Origin of the sequence: Micromonospora sp. URMC 105 (assembly GCF_051386295.1) — a bacterium.
GTDB lineage: Bacteria > Actinomycetota > Actinomycetes > Mycobacteriales > Micromonosporaceae > Micromonospora.
The window spans coordinates 26,476-45,850 of sequence record NZ_JBPQTL010000043.1 but is presented as its reverse complement, the minus strand read 5'-3'; the positions used below and the strand labels follow the sequence as shown (position 1 = coordinate 45,850).

Below are 19,375 nucleotides of genomic sequence, written 5' to 3'. Positions count from 1 at the left end.
GGGCGGAGGGACCGGGTGGGTGGGGCGGAGGTCCCGGGCGCGGGAGCGCGTGATCTTCTAGGGTGAAGGGCGTGGCCCGCAGCGTCTACCTGACCAGCGTGGGGTCCGGCGGGGGGAAGTCGACCATCGCCCTCGGCCTCGCGGAACTCCTCTCCCGACAGGTCGAGCGGATCGGCGCGTTCCGGCCGCTGGTCGCCGACACCGGCCCCGACCCCATCCTCGCCCTGCTCATCGACCGCTACCGGGTGGAGCTGCCGCAGCAGGAGCTCACCGGTGCCACGTACGCCGAGGCGAGCGCCCTGGTCGCCGACGGGCGCCGGGAGGAGCTGATCTCCCGGATCGTCGAGCGCTACCGCGAGGTCGAGCGGCGCTGCCCGGCGGTGGTCGTGGTGGGCAGCGACTTCGCCGACGGCGGCGACGGCGCGGGCCCCCGCGAGCTGGCCTTCAACGCCCGGCTGGCCACCGACTTCGGCAGCGTGGTGGTACCGGTGATCGACGGCTTCGGGCAGGAGCCGGAGTCGATCGCGGCGGCGGCGCGCGGGGCGTACCACGATCTGGAGGACCTGGGCGCGACGGTGCTGGCGGTGATCGCCAACCGGGTGCCGGGGCCGATGACCCTGCCGGAGCTGCCCGTCCCCGCGTACGCGATCCCGGAGGTGCCGACCGTGTCGGCGCCGACGGTGGCCGAGGTGGCGGCGGCGCTCGGCGCCACCCTGCTGGCCGGGGACGACGCCGCGCTCGACCGTGACGTGCTCGACTACGTGGTCGGCGCCGCGCACGTGCCCACCCTGCTCGACCACCTCACCGAGGGCGCGCTGGTGATCACCCCGGGCGATCGGGCCGACCTGCTGGTCGCCGCCAGCGCCGCGCACGTCGCCGGGCAGGTCTCGGTGGCCGGGCTGGTGCTCACCCTCGGCGAACAGCCCGACCCCCGGGCGATGCGGCTGGTCGAGGGGCTCAACACCGGGCTGGCGGTGCTCTCGGTGCGCAGCGACAGCTACGACACGGTGGCCGCGTCCAGCCGGATCGAGGGCCGACCGAGCCCGGCCAACCCGCGCAAGGTCGAGGCGGCGCTCGGCGCGTTCGAGGGCAACGTGGACACCGTCGACCTGGCCCGCCGGCTGCGGGTCAGCCGGTCCGAGCGGGTCACCCCGCTGATGTTCGAGTACGACCTGATCGACCGGGCCCGGGCCGAGCGCCGCCGGCTGGTGCTGCCCGAGGGGGCCGAGGAGCGCATCCTGCGGGCGGCGGAGGTGCTGCTCCGGCGGGGCGTGGCCGACCTGACCCTGCTCGGCCGCCCCGACGAGATCGCCCGCCGGACCCGGGAGCTGGGCATCGACGTCAGCGGCGCGGACGTGGTCGACCCGGCCACCAGCAACCGGCGCGACGAGTTCGCCGTCGAGTACGCGCGGCTGCGCGCCCACCGGGGGGTCACGGCGGAGCTGGCGCACGACATCGTGGCGCAGCCCAACTACTTCGGCACCATGATGGTCGCCACCGGGCACGCCGACGGCATGGTCTCCGGGGCCACCCACACCACCGCGGCGACCATCCGCCCGGCGTTCGAGATCATCCGGACCGTGCCCGGGCTCTCGGTGGCCTCCAGCGTCTTCTTCATGCTCCTCGCCGACCGGGTGCTGGTCTACGGCGACTGCGCGGTCAACCGCGACCCGGACGCCGCCCAGCTCGCCGACATCGCCATCTCCTCGGCGGACACCACCGCCCGGTTCGGCATCGAGCCGAGGGTGGCGATGCTGTCGTACTCCACCGGCGACTCCGGGGCCGGCGCGGACGTGGAGAAGGTCGCGGCGGCCACCAAGCTGGTCCGCGAGCGCCGCCCGGAGCTGCTGGTCGAGGGCCCGATCCAGTACGACGCGGCGATCGACCCGCAGGTCGCGGCGACGAAGCTGCCGCAGAGCGCGGTGGCCGGCCGGGCGACGGTCTTCATCTTCCCGGACCTGAACACCGGCAACAACACGTACAAGGCGGTGCAACGCTCGGCGGGCGCGGTGGCGGTCGGCCCGGTGATGCAGGGCCTGCGCCGGCCGGTGAACGACCTGTCCCGGGGCGCGACCGTCGCCGACATCGTGAACACCGTGGCGATCACCGCCATCCAGGCCGCCGCGGAGGCGTCATGACCGACCGGGTGCTCGTGCTCAACTGCGGTTCGTCGTCGGTGAAGTACCGGCTGTACGACGGCGAGACCGTCCGGGACTCCGGCACCGTGGAGCGGGTCGGCGAGCCGGGGGGCGGGCCGGCCGACCACGGCAGCGCCGTGCGGCAGATCCTCGACCGGCTCGACCTGACCGGGCTGGGCGCGGTCGGGCACCGGGTGGTGCACGGCGGCCGGCGCTTCAGCGAGCCGGTGCTCATCGACGACGGGGTCCTCGCCGCGATCCGGGAGCTGGTGCCGCTCGCGCCGCTGCACAACCCGGCCAACCTGGCCGGCATCGAGGTGGCCCGGGAGGCGCTGCCCGACCTGCCGCAGGTCGCCGTCTTCGACACCGCCTTCCATCACACGCTGCCCGAGGCCGCCGCCACCTACGCCATCGACCGGGAGATCGCCGAGCGCTACGACGTCCGCCGGTACGGCTTCCACGGCACCTCGCACTCGTACGTCTCCCGGCGCACCGCGGAGCTGCTGGACCGCCCGTACGAGGAGCTGCACACGATCACCCTGCACCTGGGCAACGGGGCGAGCGTCTGCGCCGTCTCCGGCGGGCGCAGCGTGGCCACCTCGATGGGCATGTCACCGCTGGAGGGCCTGGTGATGGGCACCCGCAGCGGCGACCTGGACCCGGCGGTCATCTTCCATCTGCGCCGCGAGGGCGGGCTGGGGGTGGACGAGATCGACGACCTGCTCAACCACCGCAGCGGGCTGCTCGGTCTCACCGGCGTCAACGACATGCGCGAGGTGCTGGCCCGGCGGGCCGCCGGGGACCCGGCCGCCGCGCTGGCCTTCGACGTCTACTGCCGCCGGATCACCGGGTACGTCGGGGCGTACTACGCGCTGCTCGGCCGGGTGGACGCGGTCACCTTCACCGCCGGGGTGGGCGAGCACGCCGCCGAGGTCCGGGCCGCGGCGCTGGCCGGGCTGGACCGGCTCGGCATCACCGTGGACCCGGCGCGCAACGCCGGCGGCGGCGACCGGGTGATCTCACCCGACACCGCCGAGGTCAGCGTGTGCGTGGTCGGCACCGACGAGGAGCGGGAGATCGCGCGGGAGACCCGGGCGGTGGCCACAACCGCCGGCTGAGGCGGAGCGGACCGGCTCCGAAGCTGCTGAGGGCGGCGCTCAGCCCAGGGCCAGCCAGGCGGCGACGGTGACCAGCAGCACCGCGACGACCGCCGTGGCGACGATCAGCGGCAGCCGGGACGCCGCCTCGACGGACGCGGCGGGTTCCGCGTGGGCAAAGGCGCGGAACTGCTCGGTGTTGCCGCTGGGGTCCAGGTACTCGTCAGACATGCCGGAGACCCTAGCGAAACCCCGCACCTCGCACGGCCCCGCCGAACCGAGGGTGAGGCCTCCGATCCGAGCGGTGGAGGCGAACCGGCCGGGCGGCGGGCGGCACCCGGTCCGGACGGTGGGGCCGGGACGGGCCGCCGGGCACCTACGGTGGAGGGATGGGGGTGCAGCGGCCGGTCGCCGCGCTGCTGACGGCGCTGCTGGCCGGCTGCGGCCCGGCCACCGCCGCGGTCGGTGGGCCGCCGCCGGCCGGGCACGCCCCGGACCGGCCGCACCCGGTGGCGGTACGCACCCTCACCGTCGACCCGACCGGGCCCCGGCCCCTGCCGGTGACGCTCTGGTACCCGAGCGAGGGCGGACGGGTCGCCCCGGGACGGTTCCCGGTGGTGCTCTACAGCCACGGCCTGCACAGCCTGCCCGAGCTGCACAGCGGGCTGACCACCCGCTGGGCGGCGGCGGGTTTCGTGGTGGCCGCGCCGACGTACCCGCACACCAACCTGCGGGCGCGGCAGTTCACCCGGGCCGACGTCCGGCACCAGCCGGCGGACGGCTGGCGGCTGGTCCGGCACCTCGACCGCCTCGACCGCCGGCGGGGAGACCCGCTGGCCGGGCACCTCGACGTCGACCGGGTCGCCGCCGCCGGCCACTCGGCGGGCGGCTTCACCACCGCCGGCATGTTCACCTCGGGACACTCGGCCCGGCTGCGCTCCGGCATCGTGATCGCCGGCGGCGCGCTGGCCGGGAGCTTCGCCGGGCCGCCCGCTCCCCTGCTCTTCGTGCACGGCACCGCCGACCCGGTCGTGCCGCTGGGCGTCGCCCGGGCCGCGTACGACCGGGCCGGCCCGCCGGCGGCCTTCCTGAGCGTGCTGGGGCAGGGGCACGGCGAGTACCTCACCCCGGGCCGTCCCGGCTTCGACCAGGTCCTCGCCACCACCACGGACTTCCTCCGCTGGACCCTCTACGACGACCGGGAGGCCGCCCGGCGGCTGCCGGTCGACGCCGCCGGCCCCGGCCTCACCGCCCTGCACGACCGCCTGCACCCGTGAGGCGTCACCCTGCGGCCAACAGTGGTCGCTCCCCCCGGTGACCCAGGCACAATCGGATTCATGTCCCGTCGCCCCACCCCCGCCCTGCTCGCCGCCGCGCTGCTCTCCGTCGGTCTGGCCGGCTGCTCGACGGCTCCCGCCCCGGCCGCCCGCCCGGCCGTCCCGGCGGAGCCGCCGAAGGCCGCCACTCCCACGCCGCGGGTCCCCGCCGGCACCGCCCCGGCGGAGACCTTCGCCGTCGGGGTACGGCAGCTGAAGCTGAACCGCGACGGCGCCCGCCCGCTGCCGGTGACCCTCTGGTACCCGGCCCGGGGCGAGGCCGGCGGCGCGCCGCAGCGGGGAGCGAGCGTGGCGGACGGGCGGTTCCCGGTGGTGATGTTCAGCCACGGCCTCAACGGCCGGCCGGACGACTACGCGGACCTGCTCACCCGCTGGGCGACGGCCGGGTTCGTGGTGGCCGCGCCCACCTTCCCGCACACCAGCCGGGGCGCCGACGGCAACGTGCTCGACGTGCTCAACCAGCCCGCCGACGTGTCGTACGCGCTGGACAAGGTGCTCGCGCTGGACGGCACGGCCGGCGACCCGCTGCGTGGCCGGCTGGCCACCGACCGGGTGGCCGCGGCCGGGCACTCGGCCGGCGGGGTGACCACCATCGGCCTGTTCACCGCCGGGCGGGACGAGCGGCTGGACGCCGGGGTGGTCTTCGCCGGCACCGCGCTCGGGGTCGGCACCGCCTTCGCCGGGGCCGCCGCGCCGCAGCTCTTCGTGCACGGCGAGGCCGACGAGGTGGTCGACTACGCCGCCGGCAAGGCGGTGTACGACGCGGTCCCCTGGCCCAAGGCGATGCTGAGCCTGCCGAAGGGCGACCACGGCCGGGCCCTGCTCACCGACGGCGCGGCGCTGCGGGTGGTCGCCGACACCACGTCGGAGTTCCTCCGCTGGACCCTCTACGGCGACGCGACCGCCCGGGACCGCCTCCCCACCGACGCCGCCCGCGGCAACCTCGCCACCCTCGACAACCGCCTCTGACGGGCGCACCTACCGAGAAAGAGTGGCCATCCGACGCGGAATGGCCACTCTTTCTCGGAAAGTGCCGGGATCTCGGGGGTGCGGGTGGGGGTCAGGCGGTGTGGTCGAGGACGACCTTGCCGAAGACGTCGCCGGAGTGCAGGCGGGCGAAGGCGTCCTCGACCTTGCTGAACGGCACCACGCTGTCCACCACCGGGCGCACCTCGTGCTCGGCGCAGAAGGCCAGCAGGTCGGTCAGCTCGTCCGGGGTGCCCATGGAGGTGCCGAGGATCTCCAGCTGCATCGCGAAGACGCGGCGCAGGTTGATCTTCGGCTCGTGCCCGGCGGTGGCTCCGGAGACCACGATCCGGGCCAGCGGGGCGGCGGACTTCAGCGAGTGGTCGAAGGTGGCCGCGCCGACCGTCTCGATCACCACGTCGACCCGCTCGGGCAGGCGCGCGCCGGGTTCGAGGGCGGTCGCCCCGAGGGCGGCGATCCGCTCCCGCTTGCCGGCGTCGCGGCTGGTCGCGTACACCCGCTTGCCGTGTCCCACGGCGAGCGCGACGGCGGCCGTCGCCACGCCGCCGCCCGCGCCCTGGACCAGGACCGACTCGGCGTCGTCGATCCGGCCCTTGGTGGTCAGCATCCGCCACGCGGTCAGCCAGGCCGTCGGCAGGCAGGCCGCGTCGGTCGCCGACAGGCCCGCCGGCAGCGGGATCAGGTTCACCCGGGGTACGGCCACCCGCTCGGCGAGGGTGCCGGGGAAGTGCTCGGAGAGGATGGAGACGCCGCGCGGGTCGCCGGCGGTGGGCACCACCGGGTAGATGACCACCTCGTTGCCGTCCGGGTCGGTGCCGACCGCGTCGCAGCCCAGGATCATCGGCAGCTGGTCGCGGGTCAGTCCCACCCCGCGCAGGGACCACAGGTCGTGGTGGTTGAGCGAGCTGGCCCGCACCTGCACGGTCACCCAGTCGTCGTACGGGTGGGCCGGCTCGGGGCGGTCGCCGACGGTCAGCGCGGCGAGCGGATTGTCGGTGTCGAAGCTCGAGGCATAGGCGGCACGCATGGTCGGCACCGTAACAAGCGGAGCCGCCCCGGACCCAGGGTCAAGCGCCGTAACCTACGCCGCACGTCGGCGAAAAGGGTGGCCGCCCGACACCGGGAGGCCACCCTTTCCGAGGAACTGCCGGGGTGCGGGTCAGACCCGGGCGACGCCGTCGCGGCGGGCCGCCTCGGCGACCGCCGCCGCCACCGCCGGGGCCACCCGCGGGTCGAGCGGGGAGGGCACGATCGCGTCGGCGGTGAGCGCCCCGGCCACCACCCCCGCGATCGCGTCCGCCGCGGCCACCTTCATGCCGTCGGTGATCCGGGTGGCCCGGGCGTCCAGCGCGCCCCGGAACACGCCCGGGAAGGCCAGCACGTTGTTGATCTGGTTGGGGTAGTCGCTGCGCCCGGTCGCCACCACCGCGACGTGCCGGGCAGCCACCTCGGGGTGCACCTCGGGGTTGGGATTGGCCAGCGCGAAGACGATGCCGCCGGGCGCCATCCCGGCGATCGCCGCCTCGGGGATCTGCCCGCCGGAGACGCCGACCAGGACGTCCGCGCCGCGCAGCGCCTCGGTGATGTCGCCGTGGCGGCCCTCGGCGTTGGTGGACTCCGCCAGCTCGGCCTTGGTGCCGGTCAGCCCGTCGCGGTGCCGGCCGATGATGCCCTTCGAGTCGCAGACCACCACCTGGTCGGCGTTCACTCCCCCGGCGACGAGCATCTTCGTCACCGCCACCCCGGCCGCGCCGGCGCCGCTGACGGCCACCCGCAGGTCACCGAGCTTGCGGCTGAGCAGCGTCGCCGCGTTGCGCAGCGCGGCCAGCACCACGATGGCGGTGCCGTGCTGGTCGTCGTGGAAGACCGGGATCGCCAGCGCCTCGTCCAGCCGGCGTTCCACCTCGAAGCAGCGGGGGGCGCTGATGTCCTCCAGGTTGATTCCGCCGAACGAGGGGGCGAGCGCGGTCACCGTGGCCACGATCTCGTCCACGTCCTGCGTGTCCAGGCAGATCGGTACCGCGTCCACGCCGGCGAACTGCTTGAACAGCACCGCCTTGCCCTCCATCACCGGCAGCGCGGCGCGCGGGCCGATGTTGCCGAGGCCGAGTACGGCGGAGCCGTCGGTGACCACGGCGACGGTGTGCGACACCCACGTGTAGTCGTCGGCCAGGGCCGGGTCGGCGGCGATCGCCTCGCACACCCGGGCGACGCCGGGGGTGTAGGCGAGGGAGAGGTCCTCCCGGCTGGTCAGCGGGACCGTCGAGGTGACGGCCATCTTGCCGCCGACGTGCAACCGGAAGACGGGATCAGCGGGATCCACGGTGGACGCAGACATGGTGACTCCAGGATCTGTCGAGCAGACGGAGCGGCCGGCGCGGGCGCGAGGTGAGGCGCCTGGCGGCGGCACGCGGTGCGGGGGGTCACCCGGGCACTTCCCGAGCATAGTCACGCGACGGGTGCGTCGATGTGAGCAGGGTCATAACGGCGCGCGGGGCAGCCGGCCGGGACGGGGCCAGTAGCGATACACCACCCGGCCGAGCACGTCGGCCACGCCGTACGCCCGGGAGTCGTCGGTGACGAGCCCGTTGTCGCCGCGTACCCACCAGCCGCCGTCCTGCGGGCGGACGGCGCGCTTGACCACCAGCAGCTCCGGCCGGGTCCGGAAGACCGCGACCACGACGTCACCCGGCCGGACCGCCCGGCCGCCGCGACGGACCAGTACGGCGTCCCCGTGCCGCAGCGTCGGCGCCATGGACGGGCCGGTCACCCCGACGGCGGTGAGCCGCCGGGGCAGCCGTGCCGGCGGGCGCGCCCCCTCGACGGTCATCACGTTTCCCCTCCGCCCCTGACGGGCACGCCCCCAGGAGTAATGTCGGCTTGGATCATCGCAAACATCCCGTGGAGGACTCTGATGCGACTTCCCCGCATCCTTTCGCCCCGTCTGACCGCCAGCGCCCACTGCGACCTGCCGTGTGGCGTCTACGACCCGGCGCAGGCCCGGATCGAGGCCGAGTCGGTCAAAATGATCTGCGAGAAGTACCAGTCGAACACCGACCCGGAGTTCCGCACCCGGGCCATCCTCATCAAGGAGCAGCGGGCCGATCTGGTCAAGCACCACCTCTGGGTGCTCTGGACCGACTACTTCAAGCCGGCCCACTTCGAGAAGTACCCGCACCTGCACCAGCTCTTCAACGAGGCCACCAAGATGGCCGGTGCGGCCGGCGCCAAGGGCGCGACCGACCCGAGCAAGGCCGACGAGCTGCTGCAGAAGATCGACGAGATCTCGAAGATCTTCTGGGAGACCAAGAAGGCGTGAGCCTGGCCTCCCCGGCACCGACGATCCGGCCGGCGCGTCCCGAGGACGTGCCGGCCGTCGTCGCCATGGTGCACGAACTCGCCGACTACGAGCGCGCCGCCGACCAGTGCCGGCTGACCCCGGAGCAGCTCCACGCCGCCCTGTTCGCGACTGCTCCAGGTCGCGGCGCGGCGTCAGACGCGCCGAGCTGGAGTGGTCGTAGGACTGCGCCGGCGTTGTTCGGGCACGTCGCGGTGGACGACCGGGACGAGCCGGTGGGGTTCGCGCTCTGGTTCCTCAACTTCTCCACCTGGGCCGGCGTGCACGGCGTCTACCTGGAGGACCTGTACGTCCGCCCCGAGTACCGGGGCACCGGCGCCGGCCGGCTGCTGTTCGCCGCACTCGCCGCGATCTGCGTGGAGCGCGGCTACGAGCGGCTGGAGTGGTGGATGCTCAACTGGAATCCGGCGGCCCGCTTCTACGCCTCGATCGGCGCGGTGCAGCTGGACGAGTGGGTGCCGTACCGGCTCAGCGGCCCGGCGCTGCACGGGCTGGCCGCCCAGTCGGCCACGGCCCCCGCCCGGCCGGACGCCTGAGAGGGTAGAGTCCCCGACCGGGGGGATGAGGCGTGACTCAACTGACCGGCCAGCCGACGACCGACGACGACGTCGTGCACCTCACGGTGCCCGCCGACGGCGGTTACCTCGGTGTGCTGCGCACCGCCACGGCGGGGCTCGCGGCCCGCCTCCAGTTCGCCCTCGACGAGATTGAGGATCTGCGCATCGCGGTCGACGAGGCCTGCGCCATGCTGCTCGCCATCGCGACCCGCGACGCCGAGCTGGAGTGCCGCTTCTCGGTCACCGAGGACGCGCTCACCGTCGAGGTGACCGTGCCGACCGTGCGGGGCGCCACCCTGCCGTCGGAGTCCTCGTTCGCCTGGAAGGTGCTCACCGCGCTGACCACGGCCGCCTCGGCCGACGCGGCCGGCGGCCGGGCCACCATCTCGCTGCTGACCCGCCGCTCCTCCGGCTACTGAGCCGCCCGGCGGCCACCGCCGGGGGTCACCGGAACCCGAGGGCCCGCGTGGTGGGCGGGCTGACCAGCAGCGCGCAGACACCGACACCGAGCACCATCAGCGGTACGCCGAGCCACCCCATGCCGCCGGAGATCATGAACCAGCCGACCGGCAGCAGCATCAGCTGAAGCACCATTGCGGGCGCCCGGGCACCCGCCCGGCGACGGGCCAGCGCCCCGCCGAGGGCCCAGAGCGCCACGGCGCCGGCGACCGCGAACCCGGTCACGAAGAGTGCCGACGCCAGATCGGTCTTGGCGGCGGTCAGGTCGGCCCAGATCAGCCAGGCGGCCAGCAGCGCCAGCGCGACCGCCTCGCCGCGCAGCAGCCGTACCGCCCAGCGGAGGGTGTCGGGTACCGGGTCGGAGTCGATGGTCACGCGCGCCACGATACTCGTGGCGGATCGCGGTACAGTGCCGCCCATGCGGGCCGTCCTGGTGGTCAATCCGAAGGCCACCACCACCAGCGAGCGCAGCCGGGACGTGCTGGTCCGGGCGCTGCGCAGCGAAGTAGACCTGTCGGTGCGGTACACCCGGCGACGGGGTCACGCCATGGACATCGCCAAGGAGGCGGCCGCCGAGGGGGTCGACGTCGTCGTCACCCTGGGTGGCGACGGGACGGTCAACGAGGTGGTGAACGGCCTGATGGCGGCCGCGCCGGTGGCCACCCGTCCCGGCCGTACCTCCGCCGAGCGACTGCCGGCCCTGGCCACCGTGCCGGGCGGTTCGACCAACGTCTTCGCCCGCGCCCTGGGGCTGCCCCGGGAGTGGCCGGAGGGCACCAGCATGATCCTGGAGGGGCTGCGGCTGGGGCGCTCGCGGACGATCGGGCTGGGCCGGGCCGACGACCGGTACTTCACCTTCTGCGCCGGCTTCGGGGTGGACGCGGCGGTGATCCACCGGGTGGAGCAGGCCCGCCGGCGCGGCCGGGTCTCCACGCCCGCGCTCTACTTCCGCTCCACGCTCAGCCAGTACTTCCTCGGCTCGGACCGGCGGCACCCGGCGATCAGCCTGGAACGTCCCGGTGAGGTGGCCGAGGAGGAACTGGCGACGGTCATCATCCAGAACTGCTCGCCGTGGACGTACCTGGGCGACCGGGAGATCAACCCGAACCCGGAGGCGTCGTTCGACCTCGGGCTGGACGTGCTGGCCCTGCGCCAACTCCGGGTCGCCAGCACCACACGCACAGTGACGCAGTTCCTGTCTCGACACCCCGATCCGCGGGGCAAGCAGGTGCTCCGGCTGCACGACGTGGCCGAGTTCACGCTGATCAGCGCTCGTCCGCAGGCGTTCCAGCTCGATGGCGACTACCTTGGCGAACGGGAGAAAGTCAGATTCACATCCGTTCCCGACGCACTGAGAGTAATCTGCTAGGTCTCGGGTAACGCCCTAGGTCGGCGGTCGTTACACCGCACGACGCGGTGGCCGTCGCCACGCAGAGGGGTGGTGCCGGAAATGTCAGCAATGTCACGCGCAGTGTACTATATTGATCCTCGACTGTGGTACGCCGGGTAACCAGGGACGCCTGAAAACCGGACAAAAGGGTCGTGAGCTTGCTCACCGTGCGGAGTTTTTCCTCGCGTCACCCTTGACATCGACGGCGTTCGTGAAAGTATTCACAAGCGAACTTGAGTTACCGGGACATTGCCTGGATATGCTCGTCAGGTTGAGCTGTTCCAGCAGGTCCAGGGGCTGAACAAACCTGCTCACGCAATGCCGAATAGTCGAACGCGAACCGTCACGACCGGCACTGCGGACGCATATAGGAAAAGCACCAGCGATATCTGCCACCCATCCAGAATGAGGAGTGTTGCCGCCATGGACTGGCGCCACGATGCCGTCTGCCGCGACGAGGACCCGGAGCTGTTCTTCCCGATCGGGACGTCCGGTCCGGCCCTCCTGCAGGTGGAGCAGGCCAAGGCCGTCTGCCGGCGCTGCCCGGTGACCGACCACTGCCTGCAGTGGGCGCTGGAGTCCGGTCAGGACGCCGGCGTCTGGGGCGGAATGAGCGAAGAGGAGCGCCGCGCGGTGAAGCGCCGCGGCGGCATCCGGGTGCTGCGCGCTCACTCTGCCTGACCCACCACACAGTCGTACGCCCCGGCCGGGTCCACCGGCCGGGGCGTTCTGCTGTCCGGACGCCGCACGGCTGCTCCGGTACCCGGCGGGGCACCGATTCGATCATCACCGGCACGGTGAGCCCGGTCACGGCCGCCGCACCGCGTCGACCCGCCGCAGCACCAGCTCGGCCAGCTCGGGCGCATCGGTCAGCGGCGCGCTGACCGCCACCGCCCCGGCCTCGCCGGCGGCCTGCACCACCCCGTCGTGGAAGAGCCCCGGCGCCAGGAAGTACGCCGCCACGGCCACCCGGCGGGCGCCGGCCGCGCGCAGCCGGGCCACCGCCACGTCCACCGTCGGCGGCGCCGCCGAGGCGTACGAGACGGTGCAGGGCACCCGCAGGTCGGCGGCGAGCGCCGCGGCGACCCGGCCCACCGAGCCGCGCGCCCGGGCGTCCCGGGTGCCCGCCGCCGCCAGCACCAGGGCGTCGAAACCATCCGGTGTGGCCTCCGCCAGCCGGCGCCGCAACCCGGCCAGCAGCCGGGCGTCGACCGTGCCGTCGGCGGGGCCGAGCACGTCGGTGACGCGTACCCCCAGCTCCGTCGCCGTCTCGCGGGCCGCCGCCACCGCCGCCGGGATGTCCACCCGCCGGTGGTAGGCGGCGGTGAGCAGCAGCGGCACCAGCACCGCCCGGGTGTGCCCCGCCGCCGCCAGCGTGCGCAGCACCGCCGTCGGGTCCGGTGCGGTGTGATCCAGCCAGCTCGGCAGGACCACCGTGCCCGGCTGGGCCGCCTCGACCGCCCGGGCCAGGTCCCGGGTCGCCTCGGCCGCCCGGGGATCACGGCTGCCGTGCGCCACCAGCACCACCGGCGAGAGGGTGCCGGGCGCCGCCCCGGTCAGACGTGCAGCCCGCACTCGGTCTTCTCGAACATGGCCCAGCGGCCGGCCCGTGGGTCCTCGCCCGCCTTCGTACGCCGGGTGCACGGCCAGCAGCCGATCGAGCCGTAGCCCCGGCTGAACAGCTCGTTGACCGGGATGTCGTAACGGGAGATGTAGGAGTCCACGTCGGCCTGGGTCCAGGCCGCGATCGGGTTGACCTTCACCCTGCCGCGCCGCGCGTCGAAGGTCACCACCGGCGTGTTCGCCCGGGTGGGCGACTCGTCCCGGCGCAGCCCCGCGGCCCAGGCGTCGTACCCGGACAGGGCCCGCTCCAGCGGCTCCACCTTGCGCAGCTGGCAGCAGTCGTCGGGCGAGCGGTTGAACAGCCGGGGCCCGTACTCGCCGTCCTGCTGGCCCACGGTGAGCCGGGGGCGGATCGAGCGGACGGTGACCGGCAGCCGGCGGGCCACCTCGTCGCGCACCTTCAGCGTCTCCGGGAAGTGCAGGCCGGTGTCGAGGAAGACCACGTCGACGCCGGGTGCGACCCGGGAGACCAGGTGGGCCAGCACCCCGTCGGCCATCGAACTGGTCACGCAGAACCGGTCGCCGAAGGTCTCGGCGGCCCAGCGCGCGATCTCCAGCGCCGGGGCGCCCTCCAGCTCCCGGCCGGCCCGCTCGGCCAGCGCGCGCAGCTCCTCGGGGTCGCGCCCGGCCGGTTCGGCCGGCTTCGGGCCGCCGATGCCGACCAGGCCCAGGTTCGCGGCGGACGTCAGCGTCATCGGGTCACCGCCCTGGCCAGCAGGCCGGCGAACTTGACGGTGAAGACGCGGGCGCAGGCGTGGCACTCCCAGGCGCCGTGCCCGGCCTCGTTCGGCCGCAGGTCCTCCTCGCCGCAGTACGGGCAGTACAGCGGTGCGGAACGGGTCTCGCTACTCATCGAAGCTCCTCCTCGTCGACCCTGATCACCCAGTTGGCGAACGTCTCGCCCTCGGTCCGGCCGGCCAGGTAACGGCGGGCCAGTCGTTCCACGTACTCGGGAAGCTCCTCGGCGGTGGTCTTCAGGCCGCGCAGCTTGCGCCCGAAGCCGGCGGTCTGCCCCTGGGCCATGCCCAGCCCGCCGCCGAGGTGCACCTGGAAGCCCTCCACCTGCCGGCCGTCGGGGCCGACCACCAGCTGCCCCTTGAGGCCGATGTCGGCGACCTGGGTGCGGGCGCAGGCGTTCGGGCAGCCGTTGAGGTGGATGGAGATGTCGGCGTCGAAGTCGCGCAGCCGCTCCTCCAGGCGAGCCACCAGTTCCTCGCCGCGGGCCTTGGTCTCGACGATGGCCAGCTTGCAGAACTCGATGCCGGTGCAGGCCATGGTGCCGCGCCGCCAGGCCGACGGCCGGGCCTCCAGGCCGATCCGGCGCAGCGCGCCGACCAGGGACTCCGTCCGCTCCGGCGGCACGTCGAGCACCAGCAGCTTCTGGTACGGGGTGAGCCGTACCCGGTCGCTGCCGTGCGCCTCGACCGTGTCGGCCAGCTTCGCGAGCTGGCCGCCGGAGACCCGCCCGACCACCGGGGCAGCCCCGACGTAGTTGCGGCCGTCGCGCTGCCGGTGCACGCCGATGTGGTCGACCGGCCGGTCCGGCAGCTCCGGGGCGGGACCGTCGAGCAGGGTGCGGCCGAGGTACTCCTTCTCCAGCACCTCGCGGAACTTCTCCACGCCCCAGTCGGCGACCAGGAACTTCAGCCGGGCCCGGTTACGCAGCCGGCGGTAGCCGTAGTCGCGGAAGATGCCGACCACCCCGGCCCACACGTCCGGCACCTCGTTCAGGGGCACCCAGACGCCGAGCCGCTTGGCCAGCATCGGGTTGGTGGAGAGGCCGCCGCCGACCCAGACGTCGAAGCCGGGGCCGTGCTCCGGGTGGTCGACACCGAGGAAGGCGACGTCGTTCGCCTCGTACGGGGTGTCGACCAGCCAGGAGATCGTCGTCTTGAACTTGCGCGGCAGGTTCGAGTACGCCTTGTCGCCGACGTACCGGCGGACGATCTCGTCGATCGCCGGGGTCGGGTCGAGCAGTTCGTCGCGGGCCACCCCGGCGACCGGACTGCCGAGCACGATGCGCGGGCAGTCGCCGCACGCCTCGGTGGTCTGCAGGCCCACCGACTCCAGCCGGCGCCAGATCTCCGGCATGTCCTCGACCCGGATCCAGTGGTACTGGATGTTCTGCCGGTCGGTGATGTCGGCAGTGTCCCGGGCGAACTCGCGGGAGATGTCGGCGATCACCCGGAGCTGGGCCAGGTTGAGCTGCCCGCCGTCGACCCGCACCCGGAGCATGAAGAACTCGTCCTCCAGCTCGTGCGGCTCCAGCACGGCCGTCCGGCCACCGTCGATGCCCGCCTTGCGCTGGGTGTAGAGGCCCCACCAGCGGAACCGGCCCCGCAGGTCCTGCGGGTCGATGGAGGCGAAGCCACGGTGGGCGTAGATGTTCTCGATCCGGGCCCGCACGTTCAGCGGGTCGTCGTCCTTCTTGATCCGCTCGTTGGCGTTGAGCGGCTCGCGGTGGCCGAGCGCCCACTGCCCCTCGCCGCGCGGACGGCGGGGTGCCCGGCCGGCGGGTGCCGTCGGGGTCTCCGGGCGGGCCGGGGTGCTGCTGACCGCCATCGCGGCGTCCTCCGTTGTCTGCTGTGCCTCAGTGGATGCGCGGGCGCGGCGGCCGACCCGTGGGACGGGCCGAGGACAACGGTGTCGGAACGGCCGGCGCGCACTACGCGCCCGAGACGGATGGGTCGGGCGTCGTCAGTGGGCCGGACAGATCGCGCTGCGCACGCGGCCGTAGTCGACGTGGCGACGGGCCACGAAGCGGCGGACGACAGCGGCGGTCATGGGGTCATGCTGCCACACCCCCAGGGGGCCAGCCAACGAGCGCGTGCGGCATCCCACATCACGGGCCGCACCCCCGCCGTCACCGTCCACCACGCTGCCGCCGGGCGCGAGAGGTGTCGATGCTCTCCACGCCCCGGTCGGCTCTCACCGCCTTGGGCTTCCGCGCTCCTCGGACCGCTCCGCTGCCGGGCTCGAATCGCTGCCACCAATCACCTCGTGCGGGCCCTGCAAATCTGATGTCGTAGCTGAATCAACCAGCAGGCACCGGCTGCTCTGCGGGTCGATTCGCTACGCCTGTCGAGTCGTGGGCACAGCCGGAGGGAGAGCGGCGCACCTGCCGCCGCACGGGGTGAATCATCTACGACATCAGATTTGCAGGACTCGCATCGGAGGTGCCTGGTCGAGCCAGGCGGGTTCCTGAAGCAGGACCGCCGTCCGGGCGACCGGGCGCTCTCGGCGGAAGGGGCGTCACGGCAGCTGTGGCAGCGCGGCCCGGCGCGGTGTGGGACGCTCGGGCGCGTGGGCAGTATGTCCGGAAAGCGGCATGCGATGGAGGGCTGGGCACGGCTCGTCTGGGTGCCGCCGCTGCTCGCCACCCTGGCCGCCGGGCTCTACGGCATCGGCCGTGCCCAGCCCTGGCGGGACGAACTGGCCACCTGGAGTGCCGCCACCCGCCCGCCGGGCGACCTGCTCCGGCTCACCGGCACCGTGGACGCCGCCACCGGCCCGTACTACCTGCTCATGCACGGCTGGGTCCGGCTCTTCGGGGACTCGGCGACGGCGCTGCGGCTGCCCTCGGCGCTGGCCATGGCCGGGGCGGCCGGGCTCACCGCCGTACTCGCCAGGTGGCTGCTGGGGACGCGGGCCGGCCTGCTCGCCGGCCTGCTCTTCGCGGTCCTGCCCGGCACCTCCCGGTACGCCCAGGAGGCCCGCCCGTACGCGCTGGCCGGTCTCTTCGCGGTGCTGGCCGGCGTGCTGCTGGTCGCGGCGCTGCGCCGGCCGTCGTGGGCCCGCTGGGCGGGCTACTCGGCCGCCGTCGCCGCGCTCGGCCTGACCCACCTGCTGGCCCTCACCGTGCTGGCCGCGCACGCCGTGGTGGTGCTGCACGCCCGGCGGCACGGCCCGGCGGCCCGGCGGCTGCCCCTGGGCTGGGTGCTGGCCCTGCTGCCGGCGCTCGCGCTGCTCACCCCGTTGCTGCTCGCCGCCCGGGCGCAGCGCTCCCGCCAGCTCGACTGGGTCGAACCGGCCCGGCTGGCGGACCTGGCCGCGCTGCCCGGCGGGGTGGCGCAGAGCGGGGTGGTGGGCGGCCTGCTGGTGGGGCTGGCCGCCCTCGGCGCGGCGCGGGCGGGTCGGCGGGCGCTGCTGCCCGGGCTCTGCGTGCTCCTGCCCGTGCTGCTGGTCTTCGCCGCCGGGCTGGTGGTGCCGCTGTGGGTGCCCCGCTACCTGGTCTTCACGGTGCCCTTCGCGAGTGTGCTCGCCGGCGCGGCGCTGGCGGGCACACCGACAGCGACTCCGGGGCCGCCGGAACCGCAGCCGCCCACGGCGACGGCGCGAGTCGGCGGCGCTGCCGCACCGGCGGGGTTGCCGGGGGCAGTGGCGGTCGTGGTGCTCGCCGGTCTGCTCGGCCTGCCCGACCAGGCGGCACTGCGGCAGACCCACGGCTGGCCGCGCAGCGCGACGGTCGACTACCGGGGCGCCGCGCACATCGTCGCGGCCGGACAGCAGCCCGGCGACGCCGTCGTCCTGCACCCCCGGGAGGGCTGGCTCTTCCTCGACCTCGGGCTGGCGTACCACCTCGGGGACGCGCGACCGCGCGACGCGCTGGTGGTCCGCGACCAGTGGCGGCGCGCGGACCTCTGGGTCACCGAGTGCGCCCGGCCGGTCGAGTGCCTGGCCGGGGTGCGGCGGGTGTGGCTGGTGGTCGCCGGGCGGCGGGCCGATCCGCTGGCGGCGGTGCCCGGCGGCAAGGGCGACGCGCTGCGGGCGGACTTCGTCGTCGGCCAGGTCTGGCAGCGCCCCGGCGTCACCGTCGCCCTGCTCACCGCGCGCGGCTAGCCGCGCTTTCTCGGCCGGCCGAAGCCTGCCGTGCCCGCGCTGAGTCAGCCGCGCTCCCCGCGGGCCAGCGGGACCACCAGCACCGCCTCGGTGCCGCCAGCCGCGCCCGGGCGCAGCTCGATGCTGCCGCGCAGCTCCCCGGTGACGAGCGCCCGGACGATCTGCAGGCCCAGCCGACCGCCGCGCTCGGCGTCGAACTCGGCCGGCAGGCCGCGCCCGTTGTCGGCCACCGAGACGTGCAGCTGTTTGCGGAACCGGTGCGCGGTGACCACCACCTGCGGGGTGGCGGCGCCGTCCGGGCCGGCGGCACCGTCCTCACCGGCCGGCGGAAAGCCGTGCTCGACCGCGTTGAGCAGCAGCTCGTTGAGGACCATCACCAGCGAGGTGGCGATCTCGGCGGGCAGTACGCCAAAGCTGCCCTTGCGGCGCATGCCAACGCTCACCTCGGTCGCCGCGACCTCGGTGGCCGCGCTGGCCACCCGGTCGACGATCCCGTCGAACTCGACCGCCTCGTCGCTGGACATGGAGAGCGTCTCGTGCACCAGGGCGATCGAGGCGACCCGGCGTACCGACTCCTCCAGCGCGACCCGGGCCTCCGGCATGGAGACCCGGCGGGCCTGGAGGCGCAGCAGCGCGGCGACGGTCTGCAGGTTGTTCTTCACCCGGTGGTGGATCTCCCGGATGGTGGCGTCCTTCGTGATCAGCGCGCGGTCCCGGCGACGGACCTCGGTGATGTCGCGGACCAGCACCAGCGCGCCGATCGGCACTCCGGCCGGCATCAGCGGCAGCGACCGGGTGAGCATGGTGGCGCCCCGGGCGTCGATCTCCCGGCGGGGCGGGGCCTCGCCGCGCAGCGCGGCGAGCACCCCGTTGGCCGCGTCGGTGCCCTCCAGCGGGTCGCTGGCCAGCCGGCGGTGCAGCTTGGCGAGGTCCTCCCCGACCAGGTGGGAGGCGAATCCCAGCCGCCGGTACGCGGACTGCGCGTTCGGGCTGGCGTAGGTGACCTTGCCGTTGGCGTCCAGCCGGACCAGGCCGTCCCCGACCCGGGGCGCCGAGGTGGTCTCCCCCGGGTGCCGGGGCGGCGGGAAGGTGCCGTCGGCGATCATCTGGGCCAGGTCGTCGGCGGTCGTGAGGTAGTTCAGCTCCAGCTGGCTGGGCGTACGGGCGGTGGAGAGGTTGGTGTCCCGCCCCACCACGGCGACCACCTCACCGGCTTCCCCGTCGGCGGTGCGCAGCCGGACCGGGATCGCCTCGTGCCGGGCCGGCACGTCGCCGTACCAGACCGGGTCGCCCTCCCGCCAGATCCGGCCCTGCCGGTGGGCGACCTCCAGGTGCGCCACCTCCGGCCCGCCGACGATCCGCCCCACCTGGTCGTCGAGGTACGCGGTGGGGGCGGTCGTCGGGCGGACCTGGGCGACGCAGAGGAACGTGCCGTCGCCGTCCACCGGCACCCAGAGCAGCAGGTCGGCGAAGGAGAGGTCGGACAGCAGCTGCCAGTCCCCCGCGATCCGGTGCAGGTGGTCGATGTCGGCCGGCCGGAGCTGGGTGTGCTCCTCGGCGAGGTCGCGCAGCGTGGACACGGGACACAGC

At 74.2% G+C, this 19,375-nt stretch carries 20 protein-coding genes; 10 read left to right on the top strand and 10 right to left on the bottom strand.

Annotated features, from left to right (window positions below):
- Window positions 1–71 precede the first annotated feature (71 nt).
- Both pta and ACSNN7_RS16115 read left to right on the top strand, forming a co-directional pair.
- On the top strand, window positions 72–2,138 hold the full coding sequence (gene pta, locus ACSNN7_RS16120; RefSeq protein WP_436681612.1) for a phosphate acetyltransferase: 2,067 nt from the start codon (window positions 72–74) through the stop codon (window positions 2,136–2,138).
- Window positions 2,135–3,256, top strand: a complete 1,122-nt coding sequence (locus tag ACSNN7_RS16115; RefSeq protein WP_436681611.1) for an acetate/propionate family kinase — start codon at window positions 2,135–2,137, stop codon at window positions 3,254–3,256. The genes pta and ACSNN7_RS16115 overlap by 4 nt, the downstream gene beginning before the upstream one ends.
- 39 nt (window positions 3,257–3,295) lie before the next feature.
- Here ACSNN7_RS16115 and ACSNN7_RS16110 read toward each other — a convergent pair whose 3' ends face one another.
- Window positions 3,296–3,466, bottom strand: coding sequence for a hypothetical protein (locus ACSNN7_RS16110; protein ID WP_334449081.1), 171 nt, complete (start codon window positions 3,464–3,466; stop codon window positions 3,296–3,298).
- A 158-nt stretch (window positions 3,467–3,624) separates the two neighbouring features.
- Between ACSNN7_RS16110 and ACSNN7_RS16105 the strand changes: the two genes are divergently transcribed.
- Window positions 3,625–4,512: an alpha/beta hydrolase family protein gene (locus tag ACSNN7_RS16105; protein ID WP_436681609.1), complete on the top strand. Its 888-nt coding sequence runs from the start codon at window positions 3,625–3,627 to the stop codon at window positions 4,510–4,512.
- A 60-nt stretch (window positions 4,513–4,572) separates the two neighbouring features.
- Window positions 4,573–5,541 (top strand): alpha/beta hydrolase family protein, encoded by a 969-nt coding sequence (locus ACSNN7_RS16100; protein ID WP_436681608.1) that lies wholly within the window; start codon window positions 4,573–4,575, stop codon window positions 5,539–5,541.
- 91 nt (window positions 5,542–5,632) lie between these two features.
- Here the strand turns inward: ACSNN7_RS16100 and ACSNN7_RS16095 are convergent, their stop codons facing one another.
- The 3 genes from ACSNN7_RS16095 to ACSNN7_RS16085 form a co-directional block, all read right to left on the bottom strand.
- The gene (locus tag ACSNN7_RS16095) at window positions 5,633–6,595 is read right to left on the bottom strand and encodes a zinc-binding dehydrogenase (protein WP_436681607.1); all 963 of its coding nucleotides are present in this window, start codon (window positions 6,593–6,595) and stop codon (window positions 5,633–5,635) included.
- Window positions 6,596–6,718: 123 nt separating this feature from the next.
- Window positions 6,719–7,897, bottom strand: a complete 1,179-nt coding sequence (locus tag ACSNN7_RS16090) for an NAD(P)-dependent malic enzyme (protein ID WP_436681606.1) — start codon at window positions 7,895–7,897, stop codon at window positions 6,719–6,721.
- A 141-nt stretch (window positions 7,898–8,038) separates the two neighbouring features.
- Window positions 8,039–8,389 (bottom strand): S24/S26 family peptidase, encoded by a 351-nt coding sequence (locus ACSNN7_RS16085; protein WP_436681604.1) that lies wholly within the window; start codon window positions 8,387–8,389, stop codon window positions 8,039–8,041.
- Window positions 8,390–8,473: 84 nt separating this feature from the next.
- Here ACSNN7_RS16085 and sodN point away from each other — a divergent pair, with 84 nt between their 5' ends.
- From sodN to ACSNN7_RS16070, 3 genes are read left to right on the top strand one after another with little or no spacing between them, the layout of a single operon-like run.
- Window positions 8,474–8,878 (top strand): superoxide dismutase, Ni, encoded by a 405-nt coding sequence (sodN, locus tag ACSNN7_RS16080; RefSeq protein WP_334449090.1) that lies wholly within the window; start codon window positions 8,474–8,476, stop codon window positions 8,876–8,878.
- A 2-nt stretch (window positions 8,879–8,880) separates the two neighbouring features.
- Entirely contained in the window at window positions 8,881–9,453 is a 573-nt protein-coding gene (locus tag ACSNN7_RS16075) for an N-acetyltransferase family protein (protein ID WP_436681617.1), read from the top strand.
- Between the two features lie 32 nt (window positions 9,454–9,485).
- On the top strand, window positions 9,486–9,893 hold the full coding sequence (locus tag ACSNN7_RS16070; protein ID WP_436681603.1) for an ATP-binding protein: 408 nt from the start codon (window positions 9,486–9,488) through the stop codon (window positions 9,891–9,893).
- A gap of 25 nt (window positions 9,894–9,918) precedes the next feature.
- On the opposite strand, the gene ACSNN7_RS16065 is transcribed toward ACSNN7_RS16070, so the two are convergent.
- On the bottom strand, window positions 9,919–10,308 hold the full coding sequence (locus ACSNN7_RS16065) for a hypothetical protein (protein ID WP_436681602.1): 390 nt from the start codon (window positions 10,306–10,308) through the stop codon (window positions 9,919–9,921).
- Window positions 10,309–10,351: 43 nt separating this feature from the next.
- Here ACSNN7_RS16065 and ACSNN7_RS16060 point away from each other — a divergent pair, with 43 nt between their 5' ends.
- Both ACSNN7_RS16060 and ACSNN7_RS16055 read left to right on the top strand, forming a co-directional pair.
- On the top strand, window positions 10,352–11,302 hold the full coding sequence (locus tag ACSNN7_RS16060; protein ID WP_436681601.1) for a diacylglycerol/lipid kinase family protein: 951 nt from the start codon (window positions 10,352–10,354) through the stop codon (window positions 11,300–11,302).
- A gap of 444 nt (window positions 11,303–11,746) precedes the next feature.
- Window positions 11,747–12,004, top strand: coding sequence for a WhiB family transcriptional regulator (locus ACSNN7_RS16055; RefSeq protein ID WP_088960482.1), 258 nt, complete (start codon window positions 11,747–11,749; stop codon window positions 12,002–12,004).
- A gap of 126 nt (window positions 12,005–12,130) precedes the next feature.
- On the opposite strand, the gene ACSNN7_RS16050 is transcribed toward ACSNN7_RS16055, so the two are convergent.
- From ACSNN7_RS16050 to ACSNN7_RS16035, 4 genes are read right to left on the bottom strand one after another with little or no spacing between them, the layout of a single operon-like run.
- Window positions 12,131–12,898, bottom strand: coding sequence for a sirohydrochlorin chelatase (locus ACSNN7_RS16050; RefSeq protein ID WP_436681600.1), 768 nt, complete (start codon window positions 12,896–12,898; stop codon window positions 12,131–12,133).
- Window positions 12,880–13,641, bottom strand: coding sequence for a phosphoadenylyl-sulfate reductase (locus ACSNN7_RS16045; protein WP_436681599.1), 762 nt, complete (start codon window positions 13,639–13,641; stop codon window positions 12,880–12,882). Before ACSNN7_RS16045 ends, ACSNN7_RS16050 begins: the two co-directional genes overlap by 19 nt.
- A complete protein-coding gene (locus ACSNN7_RS16040; protein WP_436681598.1) occupies window positions 13,638–13,799 on the bottom strand; it encodes a hypothetical protein in 162 nt (53 codons plus the stop codon). The genes ACSNN7_RS16045 and ACSNN7_RS16040 overlap by 4 nt, the downstream gene beginning before the upstream one ends.
- Window positions 13,796–15,508, bottom strand: a complete 1,713-nt coding sequence (locus tag ACSNN7_RS16035) for a nitrite/sulfite reductase (protein WP_436681596.1) — start codon at window positions 15,506–15,508, stop codon at window positions 13,796–13,798. Before ACSNN7_RS16035 ends, ACSNN7_RS16040 begins: the two co-directional genes overlap by 4 nt.
- 771 nt (window positions 15,509–16,279) lie before the next feature.
- On the opposite strand from ACSNN7_RS16035, the gene ACSNN7_RS16030 reads away from it, so the two are divergent.
- Window positions 16,280–17,785: a glycosyltransferase family 39 protein gene (locus ACSNN7_RS16030; RefSeq protein ID WP_436681595.1), complete on the top strand. Its 1,506-nt coding sequence runs from the start codon at window positions 16,280–16,282 to the stop codon at window positions 17,783–17,785.
- 44 nt (window positions 17,786–17,829) lie between these two features.
- Here the strand turns inward: ACSNN7_RS16030 and ACSNN7_RS16025 are convergent, their stop codons facing one another.
- Complete coding sequence (locus ACSNN7_RS16025; protein WP_436681594.1) at window positions 17,830–19,365, bottom strand: histidine kinase N-terminal domain-containing protein; 1,536 nt, start codon at window positions 19,363–19,365, stop codon at window positions 17,830–17,832.
- Window positions 19,366–19,375 lie beyond the last annotated feature (10 nt).

Excerpts from the sequence above, each read along its gene's own strand:
- ACSNN7_RS16100 (WP_436681608.1), top strand. The coding sequence starts at position 4,573 with ATGTCCCGTCGCCCCACCCCCGCCCTGCTCGCCGCCGCGCTGCTCTCC.
- ACSNN7_RS16035 (WP_436681596.1), bottom strand. The coding sequence starts at position 15,508 with ATGGCGGTCAGCAGCACCCCGGCCCGCCCGGAGACCCCGACGGCACCC.
- ACSNN7_RS16085 (WP_436681604.1), bottom strand. The coding sequence starts at position 8,389 with ATGACCGTCGAGGGGGCGCGCCCGCCGGCACGGCTGCCCCGGCGGCTC.
- sodN (WP_334449090.1), top strand. The coding sequence starts at position 8,474 with ATGCGACTTCCCCGCATCCTTTCGCCCCGTCTGACCGCCAGCGCCCAC.
- ACSNN7_RS16040 (WP_436681598.1), bottom strand. The coding sequence starts at position 13,799 with ATGAGTAGCGAGACCCGTTCCGCACCGCTGTACTGCCCGTACTGCGGC.
- ACSNN7_RS16030 (WP_436681595.1), top strand. The coding sequence starts at position 16,280 with ATGGAGGGCTGGGCACGGCTCGTCTGGGTGCCGCCGCTGCTCGCCACC.
- ACSNN7_RS16105 (WP_436681609.1), top strand. The coding sequence starts at position 3,625 with ATGGGGGTGCAGCGGCCGGTCGCCGCGCTGCTGACGGCGCTGCTGGCC.
- ACSNN7_RS16045 (WP_436681599.1), bottom strand. The coding sequence starts at position 13,641 with ATGACGCTGACGTCCGCCGCGAACCTGGGCCTGGTCGGCATCGGCGGC.
- ACSNN7_RS16090 (WP_436681606.1), bottom strand. The coding sequence starts at position 7,897 with ATGTCTGCGTCCACCGTGGATCCCGCTGATCCCGTCTTCCGGTTGCAC.
- ACSNN7_RS16115 (WP_436681611.1), top strand. The coding sequence starts at position 2,135 with ATGACCGACCGGGTGCTCGTGCTCAACTGCGGTTCGTCGTCGGTGAAG.
- ACSNN7_RS16060 (WP_436681601.1), top strand. The coding sequence starts at position 10,352 with ATGCGGGCCGTCCTGGTGGTCAATCCGAAGGCCACCACCACCAGCGAG.
- ACSNN7_RS16055 (WP_088960482.1), top strand. The coding sequence starts at position 11,747 with ATGGACTGGCGCCACGATGCCGTCTGCCGCGACGAGGACCCGGAGCTG.
- ACSNN7_RS16110 (WP_334449081.1), bottom strand. The coding sequence starts at position 3,466 with ATGTCTGACGAGTACCTGGACCCCAGCGGCAACACCGAGCAGTTCCGC.